17 protein-coding genes are annotated in these 25480 nt (G+C 64.1%); 5 read left to right on the top strand and 12 right to left on the bottom strand.

Features of this window, described 5'->3' with window-relative positions; translation table 11 throughout:
- The 4 genes from ACFQPB_RS05695 to ACFQPB_RS05680 form a co-directional block, all read right to left on the bottom strand.
- Positions 1-2880: a 2-oxoglutarate dehydrogenase E1 component gene (locus ACFQPB_RS05695; protein ID WP_382220494.1), complete on the bottom strand. Its 2880-nt coding sequence runs from the start codon at positions 2878-2880 to the stop codon at positions 1-3.
- Between the two features lie 234 nt (positions 2881-3114).
- Positions 3115-3489, bottom strand: a complete 375-nt coding sequence (locus ACFQPB_RS05690) for an ArsR/SmtB family transcription factor (RefSeq protein ID WP_382200197.1) — start codon at positions 3487-3489, stop codon at positions 3115-3117.
- Between the two features lie 123 nt (positions 3490-3612).
- Positions 3613-5517 (bottom strand): propionate--CoA ligase, encoded by a 1905-nt coding sequence (locus tag ACFQPB_RS05685; RefSeq protein ID WP_382220491.1) that lies wholly within the window; start codon positions 5515-5517, stop codon positions 3613-3615.
- A 131-nt stretch (positions 5518-5648) separates the two neighbouring features.
- Complete coding sequence (locus ACFQPB_RS05680) at positions 5649-6242, bottom strand: isochorismatase family protein (protein ID WP_382220488.1); 594 nt, start codon at positions 6240-6242, stop codon at positions 5649-5651.
- A gap of 101 nt (positions 6243-6343) precedes the next feature.
- Between ACFQPB_RS05680 and ACFQPB_RS05675 the strand changes: the two genes are divergently transcribed.
- Positions 6344-6931 (top strand): C40 family peptidase, encoded by a 588-nt coding sequence (locus ACFQPB_RS05675; protein WP_382220485.1) that lies wholly within the window; start codon positions 6344-6346, stop codon positions 6929-6931.
- 16 nt (positions 6932-6947) lie between these two features.
- On the opposite strand, the gene ACFQPB_RS05670 is transcribed toward ACFQPB_RS05675, so the two are convergent.
- The 4 genes from ACFQPB_RS05670 to aceE form a co-directional block, all read right to left on the bottom strand.
- A complete protein-coding gene (locus ACFQPB_RS05670; protein WP_382220482.1) occupies positions 6948-7949 on the bottom strand; it encodes a peptidoglycan-binding domain-containing protein in 1002 nt (333 codons plus the stop codon).
- A gap of 487 nt (positions 7950-8436) precedes the next feature.
- Positions 8437-10263, bottom strand: a complete 1827-nt coding sequence (gene lpdA / locus ACFQPB_RS05665; protein ID WP_382220479.1) for a dihydrolipoyl dehydrogenase — start codon at positions 10261-10263, stop codon at positions 8437-8439.
- A 12-nt stretch (positions 10264-10275) separates the two neighbouring features.
- A complete protein-coding gene (gene aceF, locus ACFQPB_RS05660) occupies positions 10276-11919 on the bottom strand; it encodes a dihydrolipoyllysine-residue acetyltransferase (RefSeq protein WP_382220476.1) in 1644 nt (547 codons plus the stop codon).
- A 19-nt stretch (positions 11920-11938) separates the two neighbouring features.
- Entirely contained in the window at positions 11939-14641 is a 2703-nt protein-coding gene (gene aceE / locus ACFQPB_RS05655) for a pyruvate dehydrogenase (acetyl-transferring), homodimeric type (RefSeq protein ID WP_382220474.1), read from the bottom strand.
- A gap of 206 nt (positions 14642-14847) precedes the next feature.
- Between aceE and ACFQPB_RS05650 the strand changes: the two genes are divergently transcribed.
- The 3 genes from ACFQPB_RS05650 to folD all read left to right on the top strand — a co-directional run bounded on the left by ACFQPB_RS05650 (position 14848) and on the right by folD (position 18971).
- The gene (locus tag ACFQPB_RS05650; RefSeq protein WP_382220471.1) at positions 14848-17388 is read left to right on the top strand and encodes a PAS domain-containing sensor histidine kinase; all 2541 of its coding nucleotides are present in this window, start codon (positions 14848-14850) and stop codon (positions 17386-17388) included.
- A gap of 43 nt (positions 17389-17431) precedes the next feature.
- Entirely contained in the window at positions 17432-18058 is a 627-nt protein-coding gene (locus ACFQPB_RS05645) for a response regulator transcription factor (protein WP_382200215.1), read from the top strand.
- Positions 18059-18122: 64 nt separating this feature from the next.
- A complete protein-coding gene (gene folD / locus ACFQPB_RS05640; RefSeq protein WP_382220468.1) occupies positions 18123-18971 on the top strand; it encodes a bifunctional methylenetetrahydrofolate dehydrogenase/methenyltetrahydrofolate cyclohydrolase FolD in 849 nt (282 codons plus the stop codon).
- 80 nt (positions 18972-19051) lie between these two features.
- Here folD and ACFQPB_RS05635 read toward each other — a convergent pair whose 3' ends face one another.
- The 4 genes from ACFQPB_RS05635 to carA all read right to left on the bottom strand — a co-directional run bounded on the left by ACFQPB_RS05635 (position 19052) and on the right by carA (position 24464).
- Positions 19052-19480: a DUF4149 domain-containing protein gene (locus ACFQPB_RS05635; protein WP_382220465.1), complete on the bottom strand. Its 429-nt coding sequence runs from the start codon at positions 19478-19480 to the stop codon at positions 19052-19054.
- On the bottom strand, positions 19477-19953 hold the full coding sequence (gene greA, locus ACFQPB_RS05630; protein WP_382200221.1) for a transcription elongation factor GreA: 477 nt from the start codon (positions 19951-19953) through the stop codon (positions 19477-19479). The genes ACFQPB_RS05635 and greA overlap by 4 nt, the downstream gene beginning before the upstream one ends.
- An 82-nt stretch (positions 19954-20035) precedes the next feature.
- Positions 20036-23311 (bottom strand): carbamoyl-phosphate synthase large subunit, encoded by a 3276-nt coding sequence (carB, locus tag ACFQPB_RS05625; protein ID WP_382220462.1) that lies wholly within the window; start codon positions 23309-23311, stop codon positions 20036-20038.
- Positions 23304-24464, bottom strand: coding sequence for a glutamine-hydrolyzing carbamoyl-phosphate synthase small subunit (gene carA, locus ACFQPB_RS05620; protein WP_382220460.1), 1161 nt, complete (start codon positions 24462-24464; stop codon positions 23304-23306). The genes carB and carA overlap by 8 nt, the downstream gene beginning before the upstream one ends.
- 331 nt (positions 24465-24795) lie before the next feature.
- On the opposite strand from carA, the gene ACFQPB_RS05615 reads away from it, so the two are divergent.
- Positions 24796-25476, top strand: a complete 681-nt coding sequence (locus tag ACFQPB_RS05615; RefSeq protein ID WP_382220457.1) for a hypothetical protein — start codon at positions 24796-24798, stop codon at positions 25474-25476.
- The last annotated feature ends 4 nt before the right edge of the window (positions 25477-25480 follow it).

Genomic DNA, 25480 nt, shown 5'->3' with positions numbered 1-25480 from the left:
TCACTTGGTGAGGATGAAACCCTTGAGCTTGCTGAAAGCGGCTTCGATCAGCGCCTTCTGCTGGTCCTGGTGCAGGTGGGCGTAACCCACAGCCGGCGATGCCGAAGCCGCGCGGCCGGCGTAACCCAGCTTCTGGCCATCGAGCATGTTCTCGTGGATGTAGTGCTGCACAAAGAACCAGGCACCCTGGTTTTGCGGCTCGTCCTGGCACCACACGATGTCGGTGGCGTTGGGGAAGCGCTTGAGCTCGGCACCAAAAGCCTTGTGCGGGAAGGGATAGAGCTGCTCGACGCGGATGATGGCCACGTCGTCGGCGCCCTTGGCTTCGCGTTGCTTGACCAGGTCGTAGTAAACCTTGCCCGAGCAGGCGATCACGCGCTTGACCTTGTCGGCCTTCTTCACCACCTCGGCGTTCTGCTCGGGGATGACGGTCTGGAAACTGCCCTTGGTGAACTCGGACAGCGGCGAGGTCGCGTCCTTGTTGCGCAGCAGGCTCTTGGGGGTCATGATGACCAGCGGCTTGCGCAGGTTGCGCACCATCTGGCGACGCAGCACGTGGAAGATCTGGCTGGCCGTGGTGGGCTGCACGATCTGCATGTTGGTGTCGGCAGCCAACTGCATGAAGCGCTCCAGGCGGGCCGAGCTGTGCTCGGGGCCCTGGCCTTCGTAGCCGTGTGGCAGCATCAGGGTGATGCCGTTGACACGGCCCCACTTCACCTCACCGGAGGCGATGAACTGGTCGATCACGACCTGGGCACCGTTGGCGAAATCGCCGAACTGGGCTTCCCAGATGACCAGTGTGTTGGGGTCATTCGACGCGTAGCCGTACTCGTAGGCCAGCACGGCCTCTTCCGACAGGATGGAGTCGATGACGACAAACGGAGCCTGGTTCTCGGCAACGTTCTGCAGGGGGATGTAGGTGCCCTCGTCGAACTTCTCGCGCTTCTGGTCGTGGATGACGGCGTGGCGGTGGGTGAAGGTGCCACGGCCGCAGTCTTCGCCCGACAGGCGCACGGGATAACCCGACGCCACCAGCGAGGCGAATGCCATGTGTTCGCCCATGCCCCAGTCGACGTTGACGTCGCCTCGGCCCATGGCAGCGCGGTCGTCGTAGACCTTCTTGACCAACTGGTGCGGGGTGACGGTGGCGGGGATGGTGGTGATCTTCTCGGCCAGACGCTTCCACTCGGTCAGCGGGATGGCGGTGTCGCCCGCATCGGTCCACTTCTTGCCCAGGTAGGGCGACCAGTCCACCGCGTACTTGCTCTTGAAGTTGGTCAGCACCGGGTCCACCGTGTGCTTGCCGGCGTCCAGTGCGGCGCGGTAGGCCTTGGCCATCTCGTCGCCCAGGGTCTCGCCCAGGCCTTGCACGGCCAGCTTGTCGGCGTAGAGCTTGCGGGTGCCGGGGTGGGCCGCGATCTTCTTGTACATCAGCGGCTGGGTCAGGCTGGGTGTGTCCTGCTCGTTGTGGCCCAGCTTGCGGAAGCAGGTGATGTCCACCACCACGTCCTGGCGGAATTCCATGCGGTATTCCAGCGCCAGTTGGGTGGCCAGCACCACGGCTTCGGGGTCGTCACCGTTGACGTGCAACACCGGCGCCTCAACCATCTTGACGATGTCGGTGCAGAAGGCCGACGAGCGCATGTCGCGCGGGTCGGAGGTGGTGAAACCGATCTGGTTGTTGATGATGATGTGCACCGTGCCACCCGTGGTGTAGCCACGGGTCTGCGCCAGTGCCAGGGTTTCCTGGTTCACGCCCTGGCCGCCAAAAGCGGCGTCGCCGTGCACCAGCACCGGCAGCACCTGGCTGCCCGTGGGGTCGTTGCGGCGGTCCATGCGGGCGCGCACCGAACCCTCCACCACGGGGTTCACAATTTCCAGGTGCGACGGGTTGAAGGCCAGCGAGAGGTGGACCGGACCGCCAGGCGTGGACACGTCGGAGCTGAAGCCTTGGTGGTACTTCACGTCACCGGCGGGCAGCTCTTCGGGGGCGGTGTGGTCGAACTCGGCAAAGAGGTCGGCCGGCATCTTGCCCAGCGCGTTGACCAGCACGTTCAGGCGGCCACGGTGGGCCATGCCGATCACAATTTCCTGCACGCCCTTGGCACCGGCTTGCTGGATCAGTTCGTCCATGGCGGCGATGAAGCTCTCACCACCTTCGAGCGAGAAGCGCTTCTGGCCGACGTATTTGGTGTGCAGGTAGCGCTCCAGGCCTTCGGCAGCGGTCAGGCGGTCGAGGATGTGCTTTTTCTTCTCGGCGGTGAAGCTGGCCTTGCTGCGGATGCTCTCCAGCTTTTGTTGCCACCAGCGCTTTTCAGCCTGGTCGCTGGTGTGCATGAACTCCACACCCAGGGTGCCGCAGTAGGTTTCGCGCAGCGCATTGAGCAGCTCGCGCAGCGACATGCTCTCTTTGCCGAAGAAGGTGTTGCTGATGTTGAACACCGTTTCCAGGTCGGCATCGGTGAAGCCGTAGAAAGCGGGGTCGAGTTCAGGGATGTGCGGGCGCTCGGTGCGCTTGAGCGGATCGAGATCGGCCCAACGTTGACCGACGTTGCGGTAGGCAGCGATCAGCTGCTGCGTGGACACACGCTTGCGGCCCATTTCCGAATCGGCACCGGTGGCGATGACCACCTGGGTGACGCCCGCCTTGGCGCGCTCGGCGAAGGCGTTGATGACCGGCATGTGCGGCACATCACGCGAATCGCTGCCATCGGCGGCAGGCACGTTTTGCAGCGCATCAAAGTAGGCACGCCACGTGTCGGGGACGCTGGTGGGATCGGCCAGGTAGTTTTCGTACATCTCTTCGACATAAGGCGCGTTGCCGCCGAAAAGATACGAGTTGCCCTGGTAGGCAACGTAGACGTTGTTTGTCTCGCTCATGAATCCGCTGACCTCCGTTTCCCTTGGGGAAACATTAGCTGGTTTAAGAAACCTCCCGCGACACGGCTTAACCGGTTGGCGGATGCGACAGTGACTGGAAGGACCTGACTGCAACCCGGAATTGTGCCACCGAAGCCGGAAGCACGGGCCACAGATTGGGCTACCGGTGGTCGGAAGCCTTTGGGGTGTGGTGAAAATGCCCTTGACGGCAGTGCCGTCAGAAGGCCACGCAGATCAAGACGCGATGCGTGGCGACAGGCGCTCGGTCGCCGGCACGCTGCCCGGCTCGTCCATCTCGATGGCGATTTGGGTACACACGGTACGGCACAACATGACCGCCTTTTCGCTTTGCACACGGTAAATCACCTGAGTGCCATCTTTGCGCTTGGCCAGCACACCGGCACGGTACAGCAGGTTGAGGTGTTGCGACAGGTTGGGTTGGGTCGTGTCAATTTCCTGAAGCAACTGCGAAACCGACTTTTCCTTGTCGCACAATGCGCTCAGGATGCGCAAGCGCATGGGCGTGGACAAGACGCCGAACAACTCGGCAGCAAGCTCGAATACGCGTCCTTTTTCGACGCCCGATTCGGATTCGATCATCTGCTTCATGCTTGCCTTGCTTTATCAATAGATAAATATAAGCAATCATGATAGCGCCATGCCAAGGCCGTGAACAGGCCTGGCAGGTTTGGCACAGGGTCTGCAAATGGCAGGACAGCCGAGCGCCGACGCTCAGGCGCTGACCGCGTCACGCACCTGCTGGAGTGCGGTCGGGTCTTCCATGGTGGTCAAGTCGCCCGGATCGCGGCCTTCGCACACCGCCTGTATGGCGCGGCGCAACAGTTTGCCACTGCGCGTCTTGGGCAACACGCTCACAAACCGCACCCGCGCCGGGCGGGCGACGGCGCCCAGTTGGTCGTCCACCACCTTCATGATGGCGCCTTCGAGCTTGAGCGCATCGGCATCGCTGGCTGCCAGCGACGGATCTTTGAGAACGGCAAACGCCACCGCCACCTGCCCCTTGAGCTGATCGGCCACGCCCACCACGGCCACCTCGGCCACATTGGGGTGGCTGCTGATGCTTTCCTCGATCTCGCGCGTGCCGAGGCGATGACCAGCCACGTTGATCACGTCGTCGGTGCGGCCCAGGATGTAGAAATAACCGTCGGCGTCGCGAACGCCCCAGTCGAAGGTGCTGTACATGGTGCTGCCGTGGATGCTGGACCAATAGGTCTTCACATACCGCTCGTCGTCGCCCCACACCGTTTGCAGGCAGCCCGGTGGCAGCGGGCCTTCCACCGCAATCACACCCTTCTTGTTGGGCTCGGTGATTTCTTCGCCGCTGGACTCGTCGATCAGGCGCACGTCAAAACCGTACACCGCCTTGCCGGGCGAGCCGTATTTGGTGGGCGCCGGCTCAATGCCGTTGCAGATGGCCATGATGGGCCAGCCGGTTTCGGTCTGCCAGTAGTTGTCGATGACGGGTTTCTTGATCGCGTCCGACATCCAGGTGGCGGTCGGCTCGTCCAGGGGCTCGCCGGCCAGGAACAGCGCCTTGAGGCTGCTGAGGTCGTATTTCGTGAGGTAGGCCGGGTCCTGCTTCTTGAGCACGCGGGCGGCGGTGGGCGCGCTGAACATCACGCTCACCTTGTATTTTTCGACCAGTTGCCACCAGATGCCGGCATCGGGCCGGGTGGGGAGGCCTTCGTACATGATGGTGGCCATGCCGTTGATCAGCGGGCCGTAGATGATGTAGCTGTGGCCCACGACCCAGCCGATGTCGCTGGTGCTGAAGTAGGTTTCGCCCGGCTGGGCCATGTAGATGTGGCGCATGCTGGCCGCCAGGGCGACGGCGTAGCCGGCGGTGTCGCGCTGCACACCCTTGGGTTTGCCGGTGGTACCGCTGGTGTACAGGATGTAGCTGGGGTGGGCGCTGTCCACCCATTCACAAGGCACCTCGGTGTTGAGGTGTTGTTGACGCAAAGCCGCATAGTCCTCATCGCGCCCGGCCACCACCTCCAGCGGCGCCAAGCCCCGGTTGACCATGAGCACTTTGGCAGGCTTGTGAGCGGACAGCGCAATGGCCTCGTCCAACAAGTGCTTGTAGGGCACCACTTTACCGCCGCGCATACCAGCGTCGGCACTGATGATGGCCACCGGCTGCGCGTCGTCGATGCGGCTGGCCAGGCTGTGGCTGGCAAAACCACCAAACACCACCGAATGGATGGCGCCAATGCGCGCGCAGGCCAAAATGGCAAACGCGGCCTCGGCAATCATGGGCATGTAAATCAGCACACGATCGCCTTTTTTGACCCCCAGTTGCAGCAAGATGGCCGCCATGCGCTGCACCTCGGCGTGCAGTTCGCGGAAGCTGTAGGCCTTTTCGGTCTCGGTCTCGGTGGACACGAAGACCAGGGCGTTCTGGTCGGCGCGGTCTTTGAGGTGGCGATCGACCGCGTTGTGGCACAGGTTGGTCAAGCCACCCGCAAACCAGGTGGCAAAAGGTGGGCGGCTGTAGTCGCACACCTGATCAAAGGGCTTGTGCCAGTCGATCAGCGCCGCCTGCTCCCGCCAGAAGCCGTCGCGGTCGGTGATGGAACGGCGGTGAAACTCGGCGTAGCGGGACGGCGTGGACATGGAAAGTCTCCTCTGGTTGGCAATGGGCCTGCACGCCTCGAACTGAAATCGAGGCACTGGCATTCATAATTATTCATTAGGAGTCTTGCGCGCCGCTGACGCACGGGGCCATCGCCCGCCGGCCCACGGTTTCACTTGATCAGTGCCAGCGCTTCCTTGAACTTGGGGTGCTCGGCGCTGCCCAGCCACTCAAACGCCACCATCTCTGCGCTCACCAGTTCCGCACCGTTGCCCGCCAGTCGGTCGAATGCCGCATCACGGTCGCGCTGGTTGCGCGAGCCACAGGCGTCAGTGACCACCCACACGTCCATTTCCTGCTCGATCAAGCCCAGCGCCGTCTGCAGCAGACACACATGGGACTCCACCCCGGCAATGACCACGGTGTTGCGCGGCGTGGGTGCCGGTTTTTGCAGGTGCTTGGGCAGACTGCGTGCGTTGCCTGCCCCCGCGACCGGGGCCCGCAGCACATCCACCAAACCGTCCGCGCAGGCGTCAAACGCCATTTTTGGCAACACTTTGGCGCACAAACTGCGCAAACCGGGGGCCAGTGCGCCCAGGCGGGCCGGGTTTTGTTCGGTGCCAAAGGTGGGCACTTTCATCAGTTGGGCCATGTGCGCCAACAGCTGGGCGCGGGCAAGCACCTGCTCGCCTTCGGCAATGACCGGCATCAGGCGGGGTTGGTAATCCACCAGCACAAGCTGGCAATCGCTGGCATCAAGAAGCATGGTGAGCACAAGTCGGTTGAGATTCGGGCCAGTGTACCGCCCAGCCGCACCGGCGCCACCGCGCTTGACTTGTGGTGCATATGCCATTAGCCTCGCGCGCAATGCGAAAAACCGCCATCGCCTTTCTATTGAGCCTATCGGTCGCCGCGCACGCCCAAACAGCCGTTTCGGGTGAAGCGCCCACCGACGTGCCGCACGACGCCATGGCGGAGTTGCTGGCCAGCAAGGGGCTTGTGCAGCGGCTGGACGGCATGCGCCAGCAGATGAGCTTGGCCGCGAGCGATCTGGTGGTCACAGCCATGGGTTTTCTGGGCGTGCCCTACCGCCGCGGTGGCAACTCCGTCGAGACCGGTTTTGATTGCAGCGGTTTTGTGCGCGCCATGTACGAACAAACGGTGGGGCTGGTGCTGCCCCGCCGTGCCGCTGAACAGGCGCAAGCCACACAGATGATCGCGCGGGAGGACCTCAAACCGGGCGATCTGGTGTTCTTCAACACCATGCGTCGGGCTTTCAGCCATGTGGGCATTTATGTGGGTGACGGCAAGTTCATCCACTCGCCCCGCAGCGGCGCCCAGGTGCGGGTGGAAGACATGCGCACCGCGTACTGGCACACCCGCTTCAATGGCGCCCGCCGTGTGGCGATCGACCCCGGCGTGGCCGCAACAGCAGCCCAGCCGCTGCCGCGCTGAGCCCGTCTACAGCGATTCAGGGTTGCGGTTTGGGCAAGCCCAGCTTGTCCAGGGTTTCGAACGTGACCAGGCCAATGGCCAGACCCTCTCGGCGCTGGTAGTCCATCAAAGCCGCCATCGTGCGCCGTCCCAGCTTGCCATCTGCTGAGCCGACATCCAAGCCTTGCTTGCGCAGCGCTTGCTGGATCGTGGAAACGACGTCCGGCATCGCGTCGCCTTCACACAAAGCACGCCGCCAGACCAGCTGAGGCATGCCCTCGTGCTGAGTCACACGCAGGGCTGCGGTCGTCGCCTCCACCTCGCGTTCCTGTACCGACGCGGGTCGCGCCACTTCGGTCAGCGGCACGTCCCGGGTGCTGGCCGGCAGTGTCTCGGGTACGGCGCGCGCGGGCGCCTCCAGCACCCACTTGGTGATGGTCGAATACACCGCAGGCGTGACCTCCTCGCGGGTGGTCTCCGGCTGCACCAGCACACGCCGGGTGATGGTCTGGAACTGTGCCGGGATTTCGCGCGCGCACTTGGCTTGCCGGGATGCCACACCCGAGCCCGCAGCCCGCTGCGCCGATGCGCGGCAACTCTCCAGCACCACACGCGCAGACTCCACCTGCACGCTTTCTTCCCGGTTCTCGTATCGCGCTGGCACCACCACCAAGCGCCGTACCTCATCCTTGACCTTGACCTGCTCGGTCACTTGGCGGAACCGAGGCGGCTCGACCCGGTAAGTCTGCGCCTCGTCCTTGACCACCACCTGGCGGCTTTGTGTGCGCAGTTCTGGGGGTTGCACCAGCAAGCGGGTAGCGCCGTCCTCCGTGACGACCTGGACCGTCTGCCGTCGCGTGACGGGCTCCTTGACCAACTGCGCCCAACACTGCCCGGCGCGAATACCGGCCCACATCTGCGCGTCGGGCGCGTCTGCCACCACCGGCATTGCAGCCGCTGCACGCTGAGGCTGCGCAACAGCACCGGCCTGGCCACCAGGCGCAGGCTCGCGTGTTGCAGCCACTGCTTGAGGTGCCACTGCGATGGCGCCAACACCAGCACCACCGCCCATGGCGGCCCTGGGCGAAGGGGGAGCACCAATTTGGCTCACCACCGCAGCATGGGTGGCCAACCCGCTTTCCGGTCGAGGGTTCTCGGGCAGCGTTGCCGCAGATGCTGCGGTTTCCGTGCTGGAAGGTGGCGGCAAGGCCGCTGGCATCTCCGACGCCAAACGGCGGGGCGAAAGCGCCGTCGTGCCCCCGCTGGTCGGCACCGTGACCAGACACCCCGAGAGAGACGCGCCCGCCGCTGCCAAGACCAGGCAGCGCACAGACACCACGGCACGAACTCGCGACATAAAGACTCCTATCGGTTTCTGCTTGGGAAACCGCTGTTTTGATGACGTGGCAAGTGTAACGGCGCAGCCCCACGCAACATACGGTCGCCGCACATTCCGCATTTTGAACACAAAAAAAGCCCAGACGGAGACCCGTCCGGGCTGTTGTGGTGAGGCAGGCTGAAAGGACTTACTTCTTGGCTGGCGGCACGTCGGTGCAACTGCCGTGCGCCACCTCCGCCGCCATGCCGATGCTTTCGCCCAGCGTCGGGTGCGGGTGGATGGTTTTGCCGATGTCCACCGCGTCGGCACCCATCTCGATGGCCAGCGCGATCTCGCCGATCATGTCGCCGGCGTGGGTGCCCACCATGCCGCCGCCCAGGATCTTGCCGTGACCGTGCGCCTCAGGGCTGTCGTCGAACAGCAGCTTGGTCACGCCCTCGTCGCGACCGTTGGCAATGGCCCGGCCCGATGCCGTCCAGGGGAACAGGCCCTTCTTGACCTTGATGCCCTGCGCCTTGGCCTGGTCTTCGGTGAGGCCCACCCAGGCCACTTCGGGGTCGGTGTAGGCCACGCTGGGGATCACGCGGGCGTTGAAGGCGGCGGACGCCAGCTCTTTGTTGCCCTGCAGTTCGCCCGCGATGACTTCCGCCGCCACGTGCGCCTCGTGCACCGCCTTGTGCGCCAGCATGGGCTGGCCCACGATGTCGCCGATGGCGAAGATGTGCGGCACGTTGGTGCGCATCTGGATGTCGACGTTGATGAAGCCCCGATCGGTCACGGCCACGCCGGCCTTGTCGGCAGCGATCTTCTTGCCGTTGGGCGTGCGGCCCACGGCCTGCAGCACCAGGTCGTAGACCTGGGGCGCGGGCGCGGTGCCGCCCTCTTCCGCTGGCGCAAACGTCACCTCGATGCCTTCGGGCGTGGCCTTGGCCCCCACCGTCTTGGTCTTGAGCATGATGTTGTCGAAGCGCTTGGCGTTCATCTTCTGCCAGATCTTGACCAGGTCGCGGTCGGCGCCCTGCATCAGGCCGTCCATCATTTCCACCACATCCAGGCGCGCGCCCAGGGTGCTGTAGACCGTGCCCATTTCCAGGCCGATGATGCCGCCGCCGAGGATCAGCATGCGCTTGGGGACATCCTTGAGCGCCAGCGCGCCGGTCGAATCCACCACACGCGGATCGTCGGGCATGAAGGGCAGGCGCACGGCTTGTGAGCCGGCCGCGATGATGGCCTTTTTGAAGGCCACGACCTTTTTGCTGCCGGTTTTTTCCTGCCCATTGCCGGTGGTCTCTTCCACTTCCAGGTGGTTGGGGCCGACAAAGGCGCCGTATCCACGCACGGTGGTCACCTTGCGCATCTTGGCCATGGCGACCAGGCCGCCGGTCAGCTTGCCGATGACCTTTTCCTTGTGGCCACGCAGCTTGTCGATGTTGACCACCGGGCGGCCGAACTCGACACCCAGATCGGCCATGTGGCTGACTTCGTCCATGACGGCGGCCACGTGCAGCAGCGCCTTGGAGGGGATACAGCCGACGTTGAGGCAGACACCACCCAGGGTGGCGTAGCGCTCGACGATGACGACCTTGAGGCCCAGATCGGCGGCGCGGAAGGCGGCCGAATAACCGCCGGGGCCACCGCCCAGCACCAGCACGTCGCAATCGATATCGGCGCTGCCGCCGAAGCTGGCGGCGGTGGGGGCAACCACGGGCGCGGCAGCCGGCGCCGGTGCAGCAGCAGCGGCTGGTGCAACCGTTGGTGCCGGGGCAGCGGCGCCCCCCTCGGCTTCCAGCGTCAACACCACCGTGCCCTGCTTGACCTTGTCGCCCAACTTGACCTTGAGCTCTTTCACCACGCCGGCGTGAGACGAGGGAATTTCCATCGAGGCCTTGTCGGACTCCACGGTGATCAGCGATTGCTCGGCCTTGACCGTGTCGCCGGGTTTGACCAGCAGCTCGATGACCGCGACTTCGTCGAAGTCGCCAATGTCGGGAACCTGAATGTCCATGAGTGCCATGTTCGGGTTCCTTTACAGCAGCACACGGCGGAAATCGCCGAGGATCTGGCCCAGGTAGGCGTTGAAACGGGCCGCGGCGGCGCCGTCGATCACGCGGTGGTCCCACGTCAGCGACAGCGGCAGCATCAGGCGCGGCTGGAAGGCCTTGCCGTCCCACACCGGCTCCGTCTGGCTCTTGCACACACCCAGGATGGCCACCTCGGGCGCGTTGATGATGGGCGTGAAATAGCGCCCACCGATACCGCCCAGGCTGGAGATGGTGAAGCTCGCACCGCTCATGTCGGCCGGGCCGAGTTTGCCGTCGCGCGCCTTGGCGGCCAGTTCGCTCATTTCCTTGCTGATCTGCAGCACGCCCTTCTTGTCGGCGTCCTTGATGACGGGCACGACCAGGCCGTTGGGCGTATCGGCCGCAAAACCGATGTGGAAATACTGCTTGTAGATCAACGCATCGCCGTCGAGGCTGCTGTTGAACTCGGGGAATTTCTTGAGCGCGGCCACGCATGCCTTGATCAGGAAAGCCAGCATGGTCACCTTGACGCCGCTCTTCTCGTTCTCCTTGTTCGTGGAGACGCGGAAGGCTTCGAGCTCGGTGATGTCGGCATCGTCGAAGTTGGTAACGGCCGGGATCATGACCGCATTGCGCAGCAGGTTGGCACCGCTGATCTTCTTGATGCGGCCCATCTCCTTGCGCTCGATGGGGCCAAACTTGGCGAAATCGACCTTGGGCCAGGGGATCAGGCCCAGCTCGGAGCCACCACCACCGGTGGACGCCGGTGCCTTGGCCTTTTGCGCTGCGGTCTGCACCGCACCTGCCATGACGGATTTGGTGAAGTTCTGGATGTCGTCGGCCGTGATGCGGCCCTTGACGCCGGAGCCCTTGACCTCTTCCAGCGGCACGCCCAGTTCGCGGGCAAACTTGCGCACCGAGGGCGACGCGTGCGGCAGGCCCACCGGGGCGGTGGTGGGGTTGTGAGCCGGTGCGGCCGGGGCCGACACGCTGGCGGACACCGACGCTGCAACGGCTGCAGCAGCCGGAGCGGCGGCAGGCGCGGACACCGGTGTGGCAGCCGCCGGGGCTGCGGCAACGCTGCCTTCCAGAATGGCCAGCAGGTCACCGATGTTGACGGTGTCGCCCACCTTGACCTTGAGCTCCTTGAGCACACCCGCGTGCGACGAAGGAATCTCCATCGAGGCTTTGTCGCTCTCGACCGTGATCAGGCTTTGTTCGACCTTGATGCTGTCGCCAGGTTTGACGAACACCTCAATGACGGCCACGTCCTTGAAGTCGCCAATGTCGGGCACGCGCACCTCAACCGGGCCGCTGGCAGCGGCGGGTGCCGCCACGGGTGGTGCGGCCACCGGCACGGGGGCCGGGGCAGCGGTCGCTGGAGCGGGTGCCGGCGCAACGGCTGCGGCGCCTTCTGCTTCCACCACCAGCACCACCGAGCCCTCTTTCACCTTGTCGCCCAGGGCAACACGCAGCTCTTTCACCACCCCAGCGGTGCTGGAGGGGATTTCCATCGAGGCCTTGTCGGACTCGACCGTGATCAGGCTTTGTTCGGCCTTGACCGTGTCACCGGGTTTGACCAGCAGTTCGATGACCGCCACTTCGTCGAAATCCCCAATGTCGGGGACCTTCACTTCAATCAGTGCCATGTTCTTGTCTCCGTGTGACTCAGGCGTACAGCGGGTTGATCTTCTCGGCGTTGATGCCGTACTTGGCGATGGCCTCGGCCACCTTGGTGGCCGGCACGGTGCCGTCTTCGCTCAGCGCCTTGAGGGCCGCGACCACGATGTAGTGGCGGTTGATCTCGAAGTGCTCGCGCAGTTTGCTGCGGAAGTCGCTGCGGCCATACCCGTCGGTGCCCAGCACCTTGTAGTTGCGGCCCTTGGGGATGAAAGAGCGGATCTGTTCGGCGTAGCTCTTCATGTAGTCGGTAGACGCGACCACCGGGCCGGCGTGACCGGCCAATTGCTGGCCCACGAAGGACACGCGCGGCGTCTCCAGCGGGTGCAGCAGGTTCCAGCGCTCGCAGTCCTGGCCTTCGCGCGCCAGTTCGTTGAAGCTGGGGCAGCTCCACACGTCGGCCGAGACGCCCCAATCCTTTTCCAACAGCTCTTGCGCGGCGATGCTCTCGCGCAGGATGGTGCCAGAGCCCAGCAGCTGCACGCGAGGCGTCTGCTTGGCACCCGGCTTGCACAGGTACATGCCCTTGATGATCTGCTCTTCCGTGCCGGCGGTCAGGCCGGGCATGGCGTAGTTCTCGTTGAGCAGGGTGATGTAGTAATAGACGTTTTCCTGGCGCTCGACCATGCGCTTCAAGCCATGGTGCAGGATCACGCCCACTTCGTGGGCAAACGTCGGGTCGTAGCTGATGCAGTTGGGGATGGTGCCGGCCAGGATGTGGCTGTGGCCGTCCTCGTGCTGCAGGCCTTCGCCGTTGAGCGTGGTGCGCCCGGAGGTGCCGCCCAGCAGGAAACCACGCGCCTGCATGTCGCCGGCCGCCCAGGCCAGATCGCCGATGCGCTGGAACCCGAACATCGAGTAGTACACGTAGAACGGCACCATGATGCGGTTGTTGGTGCTGTAGCTGGTGGCCGCGGCAATCCAGCTGGCCATGCCGCCGGCTTCGTTGATGCCCTCCTGCAGGATCTGACCGGCCTTGTCTTCTTTGTAATACATCACCTGGTCGCGGTCGACCGGGGTGTACAGCTGGCCTTTGGGGTTGTAGATGCCGATCTGGCGGAACAGGCCTTCCATGCCGAAGGTGCGGGCCTCGTCCACCAGGATGGGCACCACACGCGGGCCCAGGGCCTGGTCACGCAGCAGCTGGGTGATGAAGCGCACATACGCCTGGGTGGTGCTGATCTCGCGGCCTTCGGCCGTGGGCTCCAGCACCGCCTTGAAGGTTTCCAGCGACGGCACGGTGAAGCTCTCGTCGGCCTTGGCGCGGCGGTGCGGCAGGTAGCCGCCCAGGGCCTGGCGGCGCTCGTGCAGGTACTTCATTTCCGGCGTGTCGTCGGCCGGCTTGTAGTAAGGGATGTTGGGCAGCTCGCTGTCGGGGATGGGGATGTTGAAGCGGTCGCGGATGTACTTGATGTCCTCGTCGCTCAGCTTCTTGGTCTGGTGCACGGTGTTCTTGCCTTCACCGGCCTTGCCCATGCCATAACCCTTGACGGTCTTGATCAGCAGCACCGTGGGCTGGCCCTTGTGCTCGTTGGCGGCGTGGAAGGCAGCATAAACCTTGGACGGCTCGTGGCCACCACGGCGCAGGTCGAACACCTCTTCGTCGCTCATGTGCTCCACCAGCTTGAGCGTCTCGGGGTAACGGCCGAAGAAGTTCTTGCGCACAAAGGCACCGTCGTTGGCCTTCATGGCCTGGTAGTCGCCGTCCAGCGTCTCCATCATCAATGCTTTTAGCTTGCCGCTCTTGTCGCGCGCCAGCAGCTCGTCCCAGCCGTAGCCCCACAGCAGCTTGATCACGTTCCAGCCGCTGCCACGGAACTCGCCTTCGAGCTCCTGAACGATCTTGCCATTGCCACGCACCGGGCCATCCAGGCGCTGCAGGTTGCAGTTGACGACAAAGATGAGGTTGTCCAGGTTCTCACGGGCGGCCAAGCCGATGGCGCCCAGGGATTCGGGTTCGTCCATCTCACCGTCGCCCATGAAGGCCCAAACCTTGCGGTTGGCGGTGTCGGCGATGCCACGGGCGTGCAGGTACTTGAGGAAACGCGCCTGGTAAATGGCCATCAGCGGGCCCAGGCCCATGGACACCGTGGGGAACTGCCAGAAATCCGGCATCAGCTTGGGGTGGGGGTAGCTGGACAGGCCCTTGCCGTCCACTTCCTGGCGGAAGCTGTCGAGCTGCTGCTCGTTCAGGCGGCCTTCGAGGTAGGCGCGGGCGTAGATGCCGGGGGCGCTGTGGCCCTGGATGTACAGCAAGTCGCCACCGTGGTTCTCGCTCTCGGCGTGCCAGAAATGGTTGAAGCCGGCGCCGAACATGCTGGCCACCGACGCGAAGGAGCCGATGTGGCCGCCCAGGTCGCCACCGTCGGCGGGGTTGATGCGGTTGGCGCGCACCACCATGGCCATGGCGTTCCAGCGCATGTAGGCACGCAGGCGTTTTTCGATGGCGATGTTGCCGGGGCAGCGCGCCTCCTGGTCGGGTTCGATGGTGTTGACGTAACCGGTGTTGGCAGAGAACGGCATGTCGATGCTGTTCTGACGCGCCTCTTCGAGCAGTTGCTCCAGCAGGTAGTGGGCGCGCGCAGGGCCCTCACGTTCGATGACGGCGGACAGCGCGTCCAGCCATTCACGGGTTTCCTGTGCGTCGATGTCGGTGCCGACGCCCAGGTTCTGTTGGGGTTTGTCTGACATGGTGTCTCCTCGGTGGTGAAAAGAAGCTTAAGCCGGCGCCCAAGGCTTGTCATGCGTGTTGCACCGGATGGCGCAGAGTTTCCCATTTCTCCTTTATTTTTTCAAGATGTAGTTGTTGTTTTTGCAATGTGAAAACCTTTGCGTGTTTTTTGGCACACACCCCCACACCGGCACATCGGCGGATGGTGTCCTTTAGACTTCAACCAATGCCCGAATCCGCCCCCTCGGCCACACCCTCTGCCTCCACCGCCTCACCCGCGACCGCGCCACCCACACACACCTCGTGGTGGAAGCGCTGGTGGCGGCGCCTGCCGCCTGCGCGCCAGGACAGGTTTGCCACCTTGGGCCCTCTGTTGGCGGTGCTGCTGTTCATGGGGGCCATCGTGGTGGCCATGAGCTATTTGCGGCTGGAGGAACTGGACCGCGAACAAGAGGCCGTGACCCGCGACGTGGAATACGCACAACAACGGTTGCGCTTGCGCTTGCTGGAGCGCCAGGAACAGCTCATGCGGCTGGCGCGAGAAATTTCCAACCGGGAAATCGACGAAGCGGAGTTCGTCTTTCAGGCCGAAAGCCTGATCAGCCAGTACCCCGAGCTGCTGGCGGTGTCCTGGATCGACAGCCGGCGCAAGGTGGTCGCCACCTACGCATCGCCCAGCGCACCCAATGCCCAGACCCGCAGCCCCAACCAGGTGCTGCTGCCGGGTGAAACCGACGGCTCCTTCGAGCTGGCGCGTGACCTGCGCCAACCCATCTACTCCAGACCGTTGCCCGCCGAGCCCGAACAGAGCGTGTTGCTCCTGCAAGTGCCGCTCAGCGAACAGGGGCGCTTCAGCGGCGTGGTCATGGGCGAATACCTGGTGGATGGCCTGCTGCGTTTTGGCATCCCGCCCGAGGTGATGGCCCGCTACGCCGTGGCGCTGCTGGACGACCGCCAGCAGGTGCTGGCCGGCAGCTTGCAGCAAGCCGGCAGTGGCCGCGTGCTGAAATGGCTGCCCTGGTCCAGCGAGGCGATGCACCACGAGGTGCCGGTGTCACCGGTGGGCAACGGTTTGATCCTCAAGGCGCAGGGCTACCGCACCTCGCAGGACGTGGTGGGCAGCGGTTTTGTGCTCATCATCGGCGCGCTGAGCACACTCACCGTGTGGATGCTGATCGCCTCCTGGCGCCACACGCGCCGGCGTGTGCAGGCCCAGCAGGCGCTGGTGGCCGAGACCCATTTCCGCCGCGCCATGGAAAACTCCATGCTCACCGGCATGCGGGCGCTGGACATCCAAGGCCGCATCACCTACGTCAACCCCGCTTTCTGCATGATGACGGGCTGGTCTGAAGGCGAGCTGGTGGGGCGGACCGCGCCTTTTCCCTACTGGCCGGAGGACGATCAGGACATGCTCAGGCAGCGGCTGGAAGACGAGTTGCGCGGACGCTCGACGCCAGGTGGGTTTGAAGTGCGCGTGAAACGCAAAGACGGCAGCATCTTCGATGGGCGGATGTATGTCTCGCCGCTGATCGACCCCAACGGCCAACAAACCGGCTGGATGACCTCGATGACCGACATCACCGAGCCCAAGCGCATCCGCGAGGAACTGTCGGCGTCCTACGAACGCTTCACCACCGTGCTGGAAAGCCTGGACGCCACGGTGTCGGTGGCACCGCTGGGCAGCGACGAGCTGCTGTTCGCCAACAAGATGTACCGCCACTGGTTTGGCATCAGCGGCGAGGGCCACCGCAGCCTGGTGGACTTGGCCGGCATCGCGCCCTCCGCACCGAGCGACGAACACGACGCGGTGGACGCCTTCGCCGGCATGCCCACCGACTCCCTCACCGATGCGGGCGCGGAAAGCGCCGAAATCTACATGGAGGCACTGGGCAAGTGGCTGGAGGTGCGCACGCGCTACCTCACCTGGGTGGACGGCCGCTTGGCGCAGCTGGTGATTGCCAGCGACATCACCACGCGGCGCCACGCCGAGGAACAGGCCGCGCGCCAGAACGAACGCGCGCAGACCGCCAGCCGGCTGATCACCATGGGCGAAATGGCTTCCAGCGTGGCGCACGAGCTGAACCAGCCACTGACCGCCATCAGCAACTACTGCAACGGCATGATCACGCGGGTGAAGAAGCAGCAGATCACGGAAGAGGACCTGCTGGGGGCGCTGGAGAAAACCGCGCGCCAGGCCCAGCGCGCCGGTCAGATCATCCAGCGCATCAAGGCCTTCGTGAAACGCAGCGAACCCAATCCGAGTGTCTCGGATGTGGCCACGATGGTCAGCAACGCGCTGGAGTTGGCCGAAATCGAACTGCGCCGCCATCAGATCCGCGTCACCACCTACGTGGCGGCCCGCCTGCCCCCCTTGCTGGTGGACCCCATCCTGATCGAACAGGTGCTCATCAACCTGCTCAAGAACGGCGGCGAGTCCATCCAGCAAGCCCAGCGCGCCCCCGGCCAACGCTTCATCGAGTTGCGCGTGGGTCCCACCCGTCAGGACGGCATCGACTGCATCGAGTTCGCCATCACCGACTCCGGCAGCGGCGTGCCGGCCGACATGCTGGAACGCATCTACGAAGCCTTCTACAGCACCAAGGCCGAAGGCATGGGCATCGGCCTCAAGCTGTGCCGCAGCATCGTGGAATCCCACCATGGGAGGATGAAAGTCGAGAATATCTACAATGGCGCCGAGGTCAGCGGTTGCTGCTTCAGCTTCTGGATTCCAGTGGCTCCCACACCACAGCCGCACCCCGGCGCGTGAGCGCAAGCCCCCCAGAAGGGGGCGGGACACAAGAAAGAGCGAGATGAGTCTGATACCCAAAAAAGGCACTGTGTACGTGGTGGACGACGACGAGGCCGTGCGCGATTCGCTGCAATGGCTGCTCGAAGGCAAGGACTACCGGGTTCGCTGTTTCGAATCGGCCGAAGCTTTCCTGAGCCGCTACGACTCGCGCGAGGTCGCCTGCCTGATCGCCGACATCCGCATGGGCGGCATGACTGGCATGGAACTGCAGGACCGACTGGTGGAACGCCAATCGCCCCTGCCCATCGTTTTCATCACCGGCCATGGTGACGTGCCCATGGCGGTCGATTCGATGAAAAAAGGCGCGCTGGACTTCATCCAGAAACCCTTCAACGAAGACCAGCTCGTCAACCTGGTGGAGCGCATGCTTGACCGCGCCAAGGACAGCTTCGCCACCCACCAGCAAGCCGCCAGCCGGGACGCGCTGCTGTCCAAGCTGACCTCGCGCGAAGGCCAGGTACTGGAGCGCATCGTCGCCGGCCGCCTGAACAAGCAGATCGCGGACGACCTGGGCATCAGCATCAAGACGGTGGAGGCGCACCGCGCCAACATCATGGAAAAACTCAACGCCAACACCGTGGCCGACCTGCTCAAGATTGCCTTGGGCCAGACGCCTGCCAAAGTCTGACCCACCACACCAAATCCCCACGCCCGCTGCCAGCGGGCGTTTTGTTTTGAAGAAAGACCGCCCCATGAGCGCCCAATTGATCGACGGCAACGCCCTGTCCCGCCAACTCCGCCACGAAGTCACCGAGCGTGTCATCGCCCTCAAGGCCCGTGGCGTGACACCCGGCCTGGCGGTGGTGCTGGTGGGCGACAACCCGGCCAGCCAGGTGTATGTGCGCAACAAGGTCAAGGCCTGCGAGGACACGGGCATGCACTCCATACTGGAGCGCTACACCGCCGACCTCAGCGAAGCCGAGTTGCTCAAGCGCGTCGAGGCGCTGAACAACGACCCCGCCATCCACGGCATCCTGGTGCAACTGCCGCTGCCCGCGCACATCGATGCCCAAAAGGTGATTGAGGCCATCGCCCCGTCCAAAGACGTGGACGGTTTCCACATCGCCAGCGCCGGTGCCCTGATGACCGGCATGCCCGGCTTCTGGCCCTGCACACCCTATGGCTGCATGAAGATGCTAGCGTCCATCGGCTATTCGCTCAAGGGCAAACACGCGGTGGTCATTGGGCGCAGCAACATCGTCGGCAAGCCCATGGCGCTGATGCTGCTGCAGCAGAACGCCACCGTCACCATCTGCCACAGCGGCACAAAAGACTTGAAGGCCATGACGCTGCAAGCCGACGTGATCGTGGCCGCCGTGGGCAAACGCAACGTGCTGACGGCCGACATGGTCAAGCCCGGTGCCGTGGTGATCGACGTGGGCATGAACCGCAACGACGAGGGCAAGCTCTGCGGCGACGTGGATTTCGAGGGCGTGAAAGCCGTGGCCAGCCACATCACCCCGGTGCCCGGTGGTGTGGGCCCCATGACCATCACCATGCTGATGGTCAACACGCTGGAATCGGCCGAGCGTTCGGCATAACGCCCCCACACTCGCCCACTTCGTGTGGCTCGTTGCCCCCCGAGGGGGCGCGAGTCGCCTTGGGGCGGCCCGGCGGCGACTCAGCGATCTGAGCGGCTACCAAGCAACCACAACACCCGCGTGGCGCACAGCCACTGGGTGACGATCAAAGCGCTGCCCACACCGTGCCACAGCGCCAGGCTGGCGCCGGTGCTGCGGGCGGTGAGAATTTTGTAAGACACGCCGTACTCCTGCACCAGCATGCACAGCATGGCCAGGAGAATGAAGGGCAGGCCACGGCCCACCGGACCTTGACGGTCATCACGCCCCAGCAACAGCAAGGCCAGCCCACACGCCACCACCAGCCAGGCGATGGCGGTGAAGAGCTTGGCCGCAGCCGGGCCCGCCACCGCGGGGTTGCCGAAGTGGGCAAACAAGGTGGGGACGGCCACAAACGCCAGCGTGGCCGAGCCGCCCCACCAGAGTGCGGCCACCAGGCTGAGCAAACGGTGGCGCAGCAGCGCGTTCATTCGTAACGCACGCCGATGATTTCGTAGCTCTTGAGGCCACCGGGCGCCTGCACGTCGGCCACGTCGCCCTCTTCTTTGCCAATCAGCGCCCGCGCGATGGGGCTGCTGATGTTGATCAGGCCCAGCTTGAGGTCGGCCTCGTCTTCGCCCACGATCTGGTAGGTGACCTGCTCGCCGGAGTTCTGCTCCTCCAGCTCGACCGTGGCGCCAAACACCACGCGGCCACCCGCGTCCAGCGCAGACGGATCGATGATCTGGGCAATCGACAGCTTGCCTTCGATCTCCGCAATGCGACCCTCGATGAAGCCTTGGCGCTCCTTGGCTGCGTCGTAATCGGCGTTTTCGCTCAAATCGCCCTGGGCACGCGCTTCCGCGATCGCGTTGATCACAGCGGGGCGTTCTTTGGTCTTGAGCTCATGCAGCTCCTTTTTGAGCTTGTCTGCCCCACGCTTGGTCACAGGAATGCTGGCCATGGATCTGATCTCCGTTGTGTCAAAAGAGAAACCGCCGCCAGTCGCCTGGCGGCGGTTTCGGTTTTTCTTGTTCGGCGAGAGTTTAATGCAACTGGGCGTGCAACTCCTGCACTGAATACACCTCCAGCTGCCCCAGGTGTTTCATCCCCTCCACGGCCGCTTCGGCACCAAAAATGGTGGTGATGGTGGTGACACGGGCCAGCAACGAAGACGTGCGGATGGCACGCGAGTCGGCGATGGCGTTGCGGCGCTCTTCCACCGTGTTGATGACCAGAACGATGTCACCGTTCTTGATCATGTCCACGATGTGCGGGCGCCCTTCGGTCACCTTGTTGACGGTGCCGCAGGCCACACCGGCGGCGTTGATCGCCGCTGCCGTGCCCTTGGTGGCCACCAACTCGAAGCCCATGCCCACGAGATCGCGGGCGATGGCCACGGCGCGCGGCTTGTCGCCGTTCTTGACGGTCAGGAACACCTTGCCGGTGGGCGTGCCATCGGCCTTGAATGGGCGCGGCAGGTGGGTGCCGGCACCGAGCTGGCTCTTGACGAAGGCTTCGCCAAAGGTCTTGCCCACGCCCATCACCTCGCCGGTCGACTTCATCTCGGGGCCCAGGATCGTGTCCACGCCCGGGAACTTGACGAAGGGGAACACGGCTTCCTTGACGCTGAAGTAAGGCGGGGTCACCTCTTCGGTGATGCCTTGCGAGGCCAGCGTCTGGCCCGCCATGCAGCGCGCCGCCACCTTGGCCAGCTGGATGCCGGTGGCCTTGGAAACGAAGGGCACGGTGCGCGAGGCACGCGGATTCACTTCAAGCACGTAGATCACGTCCTTGCCATCAACCTGCTGGATGGCGAACTGCACGTTCATCAGGCCCACCACGTTGAGCGATGCCGCCATGGCCGCGCTCTGGCGCTTGATCTCGTTGACCGTTTCGGCGCTCAGGCTGTAGGGCGGCAGCGAGCAGGCGGAGTCGCCGCTGTGCACGCCGGCCTGTTCGATGTGCTCCATCACGCCACCGATGAAGGTCTTGCCCTCGGGGTCACGCAAGCAGTCCACGTCACACTCGATGGCGTCGTTCAGGAAGCGGTCCAGCAGCACCGGCGAATCGTTGCTCACCTTCACGGCCTCGCGCATGTAGCGCTCCAGGTCGCGCTGCTCGTGCACGATTTCCATGGCGCGGCCACCCAGCACGTAGCTGGGGCGCACCACCAGCGGGTAGCCCAGAGCGGCGGCTTTTTCCAGCGCCTCGGCCTCGGTGCGGGCGGTGGCGTTGGGCGGCTGGCGCAGGCCCAGCTCGTACAACAGCTTCTGGAAGCGCTCACGGTCTTCCGCCGCATCGATCATGTCGGGGCTGGTGCCGATGATGGGCACACCGTTGGCCTCCAGACCCAGGGCCAGCTTCAAGGGCGTCTGGCCGCCGTATTGCACGATCACGCCGGCCGGCTTTTCCTTGTCCACGATCTCCAGCACGTCTTCCAGCGTCAGCGGCTCGAAGTACAGGCGGTCGGAGGTGTCGTAGTCGGTCGACACGGTCTCTGGGTTGCAGTTGACCATGATGGTCTCATAGCCGTCTTCGCGCATGGCGAGCGCGGCGTGCACGCAGCAGTAGTCGAACTCGATGCCCTGGCCAATGCGGTTGGGGCCACCGCCCAGCACCATGATCTTTTTGTTGGTGGTCGGCTCGGCCTCGCACTCGCTGAACTCGGCTTCGTAGCTGGAGTACAGGTAGGCGGTGTTGGTGGCAAATTCGGCCGCGCAGGTGTCCACGCGCTTGTAGACCGGGCGCACGTTCAAGGCCTTGCGGGCGTTGCGCACGGCGGTGTCGGTGGTCTTGAGCAGCTTGGCCAACCGGCGGTCGGAGAAACCTTTTTGTTTCAGGGTGCGCAGCGTGCCGGCATCCAGCGAGGCCAGAGCGCCCTCGCCTTTTTCAGCGGTCAGCTTGTCCAGCGCGAGTTCGATCTTCACGATCTCTTCGATCTGCACCAGGAACCACTTGTCGATCTTGGTGATGTCGTGCACCTCGTCGAGCGACCAGCCGGCGGCAAAGGCGTCGCCCACATACCAGATGCGGTCGGGGCCGGGCTCGCCGAGTTCGCGTTCCAGGATCTCGCGGTCCTGGGTCTTTTCATTCATGCCGTCCACGCCGACTTCCAGGCCACGCAGGGCTTTCTGGAAAGACTCCTGGAAGGTGCGGCCCATGGCCATGACCTCACCCACCGACTTCATCTGCGTCGTCAGGCGGCTGTCGGCAGCGGGGAATTTTTCGAAGGCAAAACGCGGGATCTTGGTCACCACGTAGTCGATGCTGGGCTCGAAGGACGCGGGGGTCGCACCCCCCGTGATCTCGTTGCGCAGTTCATCGAGCGTGTAGCCCACGGCCAGCTTGGCCGCCACCTTGGCGATGGGAAAACCCGTGGCCTTGGAGGCCAGTGCGCTGGAGCGCGACACACGCGGGTTCATCTCGATGACGATCATGCGACCGTCCTTGGGATTGACCGAGAACTGCACGTTGGAGCCACCGGTGTCCACACCAATTTCACGCAGCACCGCCAGCGAGGCGTTGCGCATGATCTGGTATTCCTTGTCGGTCAGCGTCTGTGCCGGTGCCACGGTGATCGAATCGCCCGTGTGCACGCCCATGGGGTCGAGGTTTTCGATGGAGCAGACGATGATGCAGTTGTCCGCCTTGTCGCGCACCACTTCCATCTCGTACTCTTTCCAGCCCAGCAACGATTCCTCGATCAGCAGCTCGGTGGTGGGCGAAGCTTCCAGGCCACGCTTGCAGATGATTTCGAATTCCTCCGGGTTGTAGGCGATGCCACCACCCGTCCCGCCCAACGTGAAGCTGGGGCGGATAACGGTGGGGAAACCCACACTCTTCTGCACAGCCCAAGCTTCTTCCATGCTGTGGGCAATGCCCGAGCGTGCCGAGCCCAGACCAATCTTGGTCATCGCGTCCTTGAACTTCAGGCGGTCCTCGGCCTTGTCGATGGCCTCGGGCGTGGCGCCGATCAGCTCGACCTTGTACTTGTCGAGCACGCCGTTGTGCCACAGGTCGAGCGCGCAGTTCAGCGCGGTCTGGCCGCCCATGGTGGGCAGGATGGCGTCAGGGCGCTCTTTGGCAATGATCTTCTCGACCGTCTGCCAGGTGATGGGCTCGATGTAGGTGACGTCGGCCGTGGCCGGGTCGGTCATGATCGTGGCGGGGTTGCTGTTGATCAGGATGACCTTGTAACCCTCTTCGCGCAGCGCCTTGCAGGCCTGCACGCCAGAGTAGTCGAACTCACAGGCCTGACCAATGATGATGGGGCCGGCGCCGATGATGAGGATGCTTTTGAGATCGGAACGCTTAGGCATTTTTGTGCTGCTCCATCAGTGCCGTGAAGCGGTCAAACAGGTACGAGATGTCGTGCGGGCCAGGCGAGGCTTCCGGGTGACCCTGGAAACCAAACGCGGGCTTGTCGGTGCGGGTCATGCCCTGCAGCGTGTTGTCAAACAGGCTGATGTGGGTGGCGCGCAGGTTGGCTGGCAAAGCGGCCATGTCCACCGCAAAACCGTGGTTCTGGCTGGTGATGCTCACGCGGCCGGTGTCGAGGTCCTTCACCGGGTGGTTGGCACCGTGGTGACCCACCCGCATCTTGAAGGTCTTGGCGCCCGAGGCGAGGGCCATGATCTGGTGCCCCAGGCAGATGCCGAAGGTGGGGATACCGGTGTCTATCAGCGTGCGCGTGGCTTCGATGGCGTAGTCGCACGGCTCTGGGTCGCCAGGGCCGTTGGACAAGAAAATGCCATCCGGCTTCAAGGCCAGCACCTCGGCCGCAGGCGTTTGAGCCGGCACCACGGTGACCCTGCAGCCGCGCTCGGCCAGCATGCGCAGGATGTTCTTCTTCACACCGAAGTCGTACGCCACCACGTGGAAACGCTGCGCCGTCAATTCGCCGTAGCCCGAACCGAGTTTCCACTCGTTCTGAGTCCAGCTGTAGGTCTTGTCGGAAGACACCACCTTGGCCAGGTCCAGCCCGGCCATGCTGGGCGCAGCCTGGGCGGCAGCGACCGCTTTGTCGATGACGGCCTGCGTGACGGCCTCACCAGCGGCCAGCGCCAGAATGCAGCCGTTTTGTGCGCCCTTGGTGCGCAGCAGTCGCGTCAGCTTGCGCGTGTCGATGTCGGCAATCGCCACCGTGCTTTCGCGCACCAGGTAGTCCGACAGCGTCATGGACGAGCGGAAGTTGGACGCCAGCAGCGGCAGGTTTTTGATGATCAGGCCAGCGGCGTGGACCTTGTCGGCTTCGATGTCTTCCAGGTTGACGCCGTAGTTGCCAATGTGCGGGTACGTGAGCGTCACGATCTGCCGGCAGTAACTGGGGTCGGTGAGGATTTCCTGGTAGCCGGTGAGCGCGGTGTTGAACACCACCTCGCCGACCGTGGAGCCGGTGGCTCCGATCGAGTGACCAACAAAGACCGTGCCGTCTGCAAGCGCGAGGATGGCGGGGGGCAGTACGGGAAACACGGGTAACTCCTTGGGAGGCGCACCCGGTTTTTAAGCCGCTCACAGCCAGACGCGAACCGGCTGAACAGCCAGCGGCAATGGTGGAGTGAGGACGTTGCGAAGGGGACTCGCTGCGGGCGCGCGCAGGTTGCGGGTAAACCTTCGAATTATACGCCGGCAAAGGTTTTCCCCTCTGACATCCCCTGATTCGTGCGCCAAAAAAAGTGCGGCCATCCACCCCATTGCCCATTGATCCAGATCAGCACGGGCGCCCAGCCGCAGGTCTACAGTGAATTGTCAGAAGGCGGTTAGCCACTGGATTTCAATCCCTTCCCACCACCCAGGAGTCACCATGACACAAACCACCAGCGCCGGATCCATCGGCACCCCAGGACTTGGCCGCCGCGCACTCCTTTGTCTGACCCTCGGCACCGGTCTGCTGGCCGCATGCAGCACCACCCCTCCGGTGGCCAACGGCATGGGGTCCAACCCTGACGGGACCGTGACCACCTTTCATCGGAAAAGCTCGGGCAGCCTGGGCGTGTTTGATGGCCCCGTGGTGTGGAGCCAGAAAACCATGCAATGGAATGGCAAAACCGTGGTGGCCGTGTCGGCACCACAGGCGGGCACCACCCTGCACGACCCAGAAACACATGCCGTGTTGGCCGTGCTGGGCGGCGACGGCAAACCCGCCCAAACCTTTGAGCCAGCCGTGGCATTGCCTTGGCCGCTTGAAGTGGGCAAAACAGCAAGCACCCGGCACAAGGTCACGGTGCACGCCAACAACCGCACGATGGACCTGACCGTCCAGTGGAAGGTCGAATCCTGGGGCGATGTGACCGTGCCCGCAGGCACCTTCAAGGCCTACAAGGTCGTGAGCACCAACCAGCTGGGTGAAACCGAAACGCGGTGGGTCAGCCCAAGCAACCACCTGAGCATGGTCAAGCGCCACGTGGAGCGGACCGCCGCCCACCCGCAGGGAGCCGGTGTGCTGGACGCCGAGCTGCTCTCGGTGAAGCTGCCGGGGCGCTGAGGCC

The sequence above is a fragment of the Hydrogenophaga atypica genome, from assembly GCF_042665215.1.
GTDB lineage: Bacteria > Pseudomonadota > Gammaproteobacteria > Burkholderiales > Burkholderiaceae_C > Hydrogenophaga > Hydrogenophaga defluvii_A.
Note: the sequence above shows the minus strand (reverse complement) of the source record. Positions and strands in the feature narration are given on the sequence as shown.

Excerpts from the sequence above, each read along its gene's own strand:
- ACFQPB_RS05695 (WP_382220494.1), bottom strand. The coding sequence starts at position 2,880 with ATGAGCGAGACAAACAACGTCTACGTTGCCTACCAGGGCAACTCGTAT.
- ACFQPB_RS05690 (WP_382200197.1), bottom strand. The coding sequence starts at position 3,489 with ATGAAGCAGATGATCGAATCCGAATCGGGCGTCGAAAAAGGACGCGTA.
- ACFQPB_RS05685 (WP_382220491.1), bottom strand. The coding sequence starts at position 5,517 with ATGTCCACGCCGTCCCGCTACGCCGAGTTTCACCGCCGTTCCATCACC.
- ACFQPB_RS05680 (WP_382220488.1), bottom strand. The coding sequence starts at position 6,242 with ATGCTTCTTGATGCCAGCGATTGCCAGCTTGTGCTGGTGGATTACCAA.
- ACFQPB_RS05675 (WP_382220485.1), top strand. The coding sequence starts at position 6,344 with ATGCGAAAAACCGCCATCGCCTTTCTATTGAGCCTATCGGTCGCCGCG.
- lpdA (WP_382220479.1), bottom strand. The coding sequence starts at position 10,263 with ATGGCACTCATGGACATTCAGGTTCCCGACATTGGCGACTTCGACGAA.
- aceF (WP_382220476.1), bottom strand. The coding sequence starts at position 11,919 with ATGGCACTGATTGAAGTGAAGGTCCCCGACATTGGGGATTTCGACGAA.
- aceE (WP_382220474.1), bottom strand. The coding sequence starts at position 14,641 with ATGTCAGACAAACCCCAACAGAACCTGGGCGTCGGCACCGACATCGAC.
- ACFQPB_RS05650 (WP_382220471.1), top strand. The coding sequence starts at position 14,848 with ATGCCCGAATCCGCCCCCTCGGCCACACCCTCTGCCTCCACCGCCTCA.
- ACFQPB_RS05645 (WP_382200215.1), top strand. The coding sequence starts at position 17,432 with ATGAGTCTGATACCCAAAAAAGGCACTGTGTACGTGGTGGACGACGAC.
- folD (WP_382220468.1), top strand. The coding sequence starts at position 18,123 with ATGAGCGCCCAATTGATCGACGGCAACGCCCTGTCCCGCCAACTCCGC.
- ACFQPB_RS05635 (WP_382220465.1), bottom strand. The coding sequence starts at position 19,480 with ATGAACGCGCTGCTGCGCCACCGTTTGCTCAGCCTGGTGGCCGCACTC.
- greA (WP_382200221.1), bottom strand. The coding sequence starts at position 19,953 with ATGGCCAGCATTCCTGTGACCAAGCGTGGGGCAGACAAGCTCAAAAAG.
- carB (WP_382220462.1), bottom strand. The coding sequence starts at position 23,311 with ATGCCTAAGCGTTCCGATCTCAAAAGCATCCTCATCATCGGCGCCGGC.
- ACFQPB_RS05615 (WP_382220457.1), top strand. The coding sequence starts at position 24,796 with ATGACACAAACCACCAGCGCCGGATCCATCGGCACCCCAGGACTTGGC.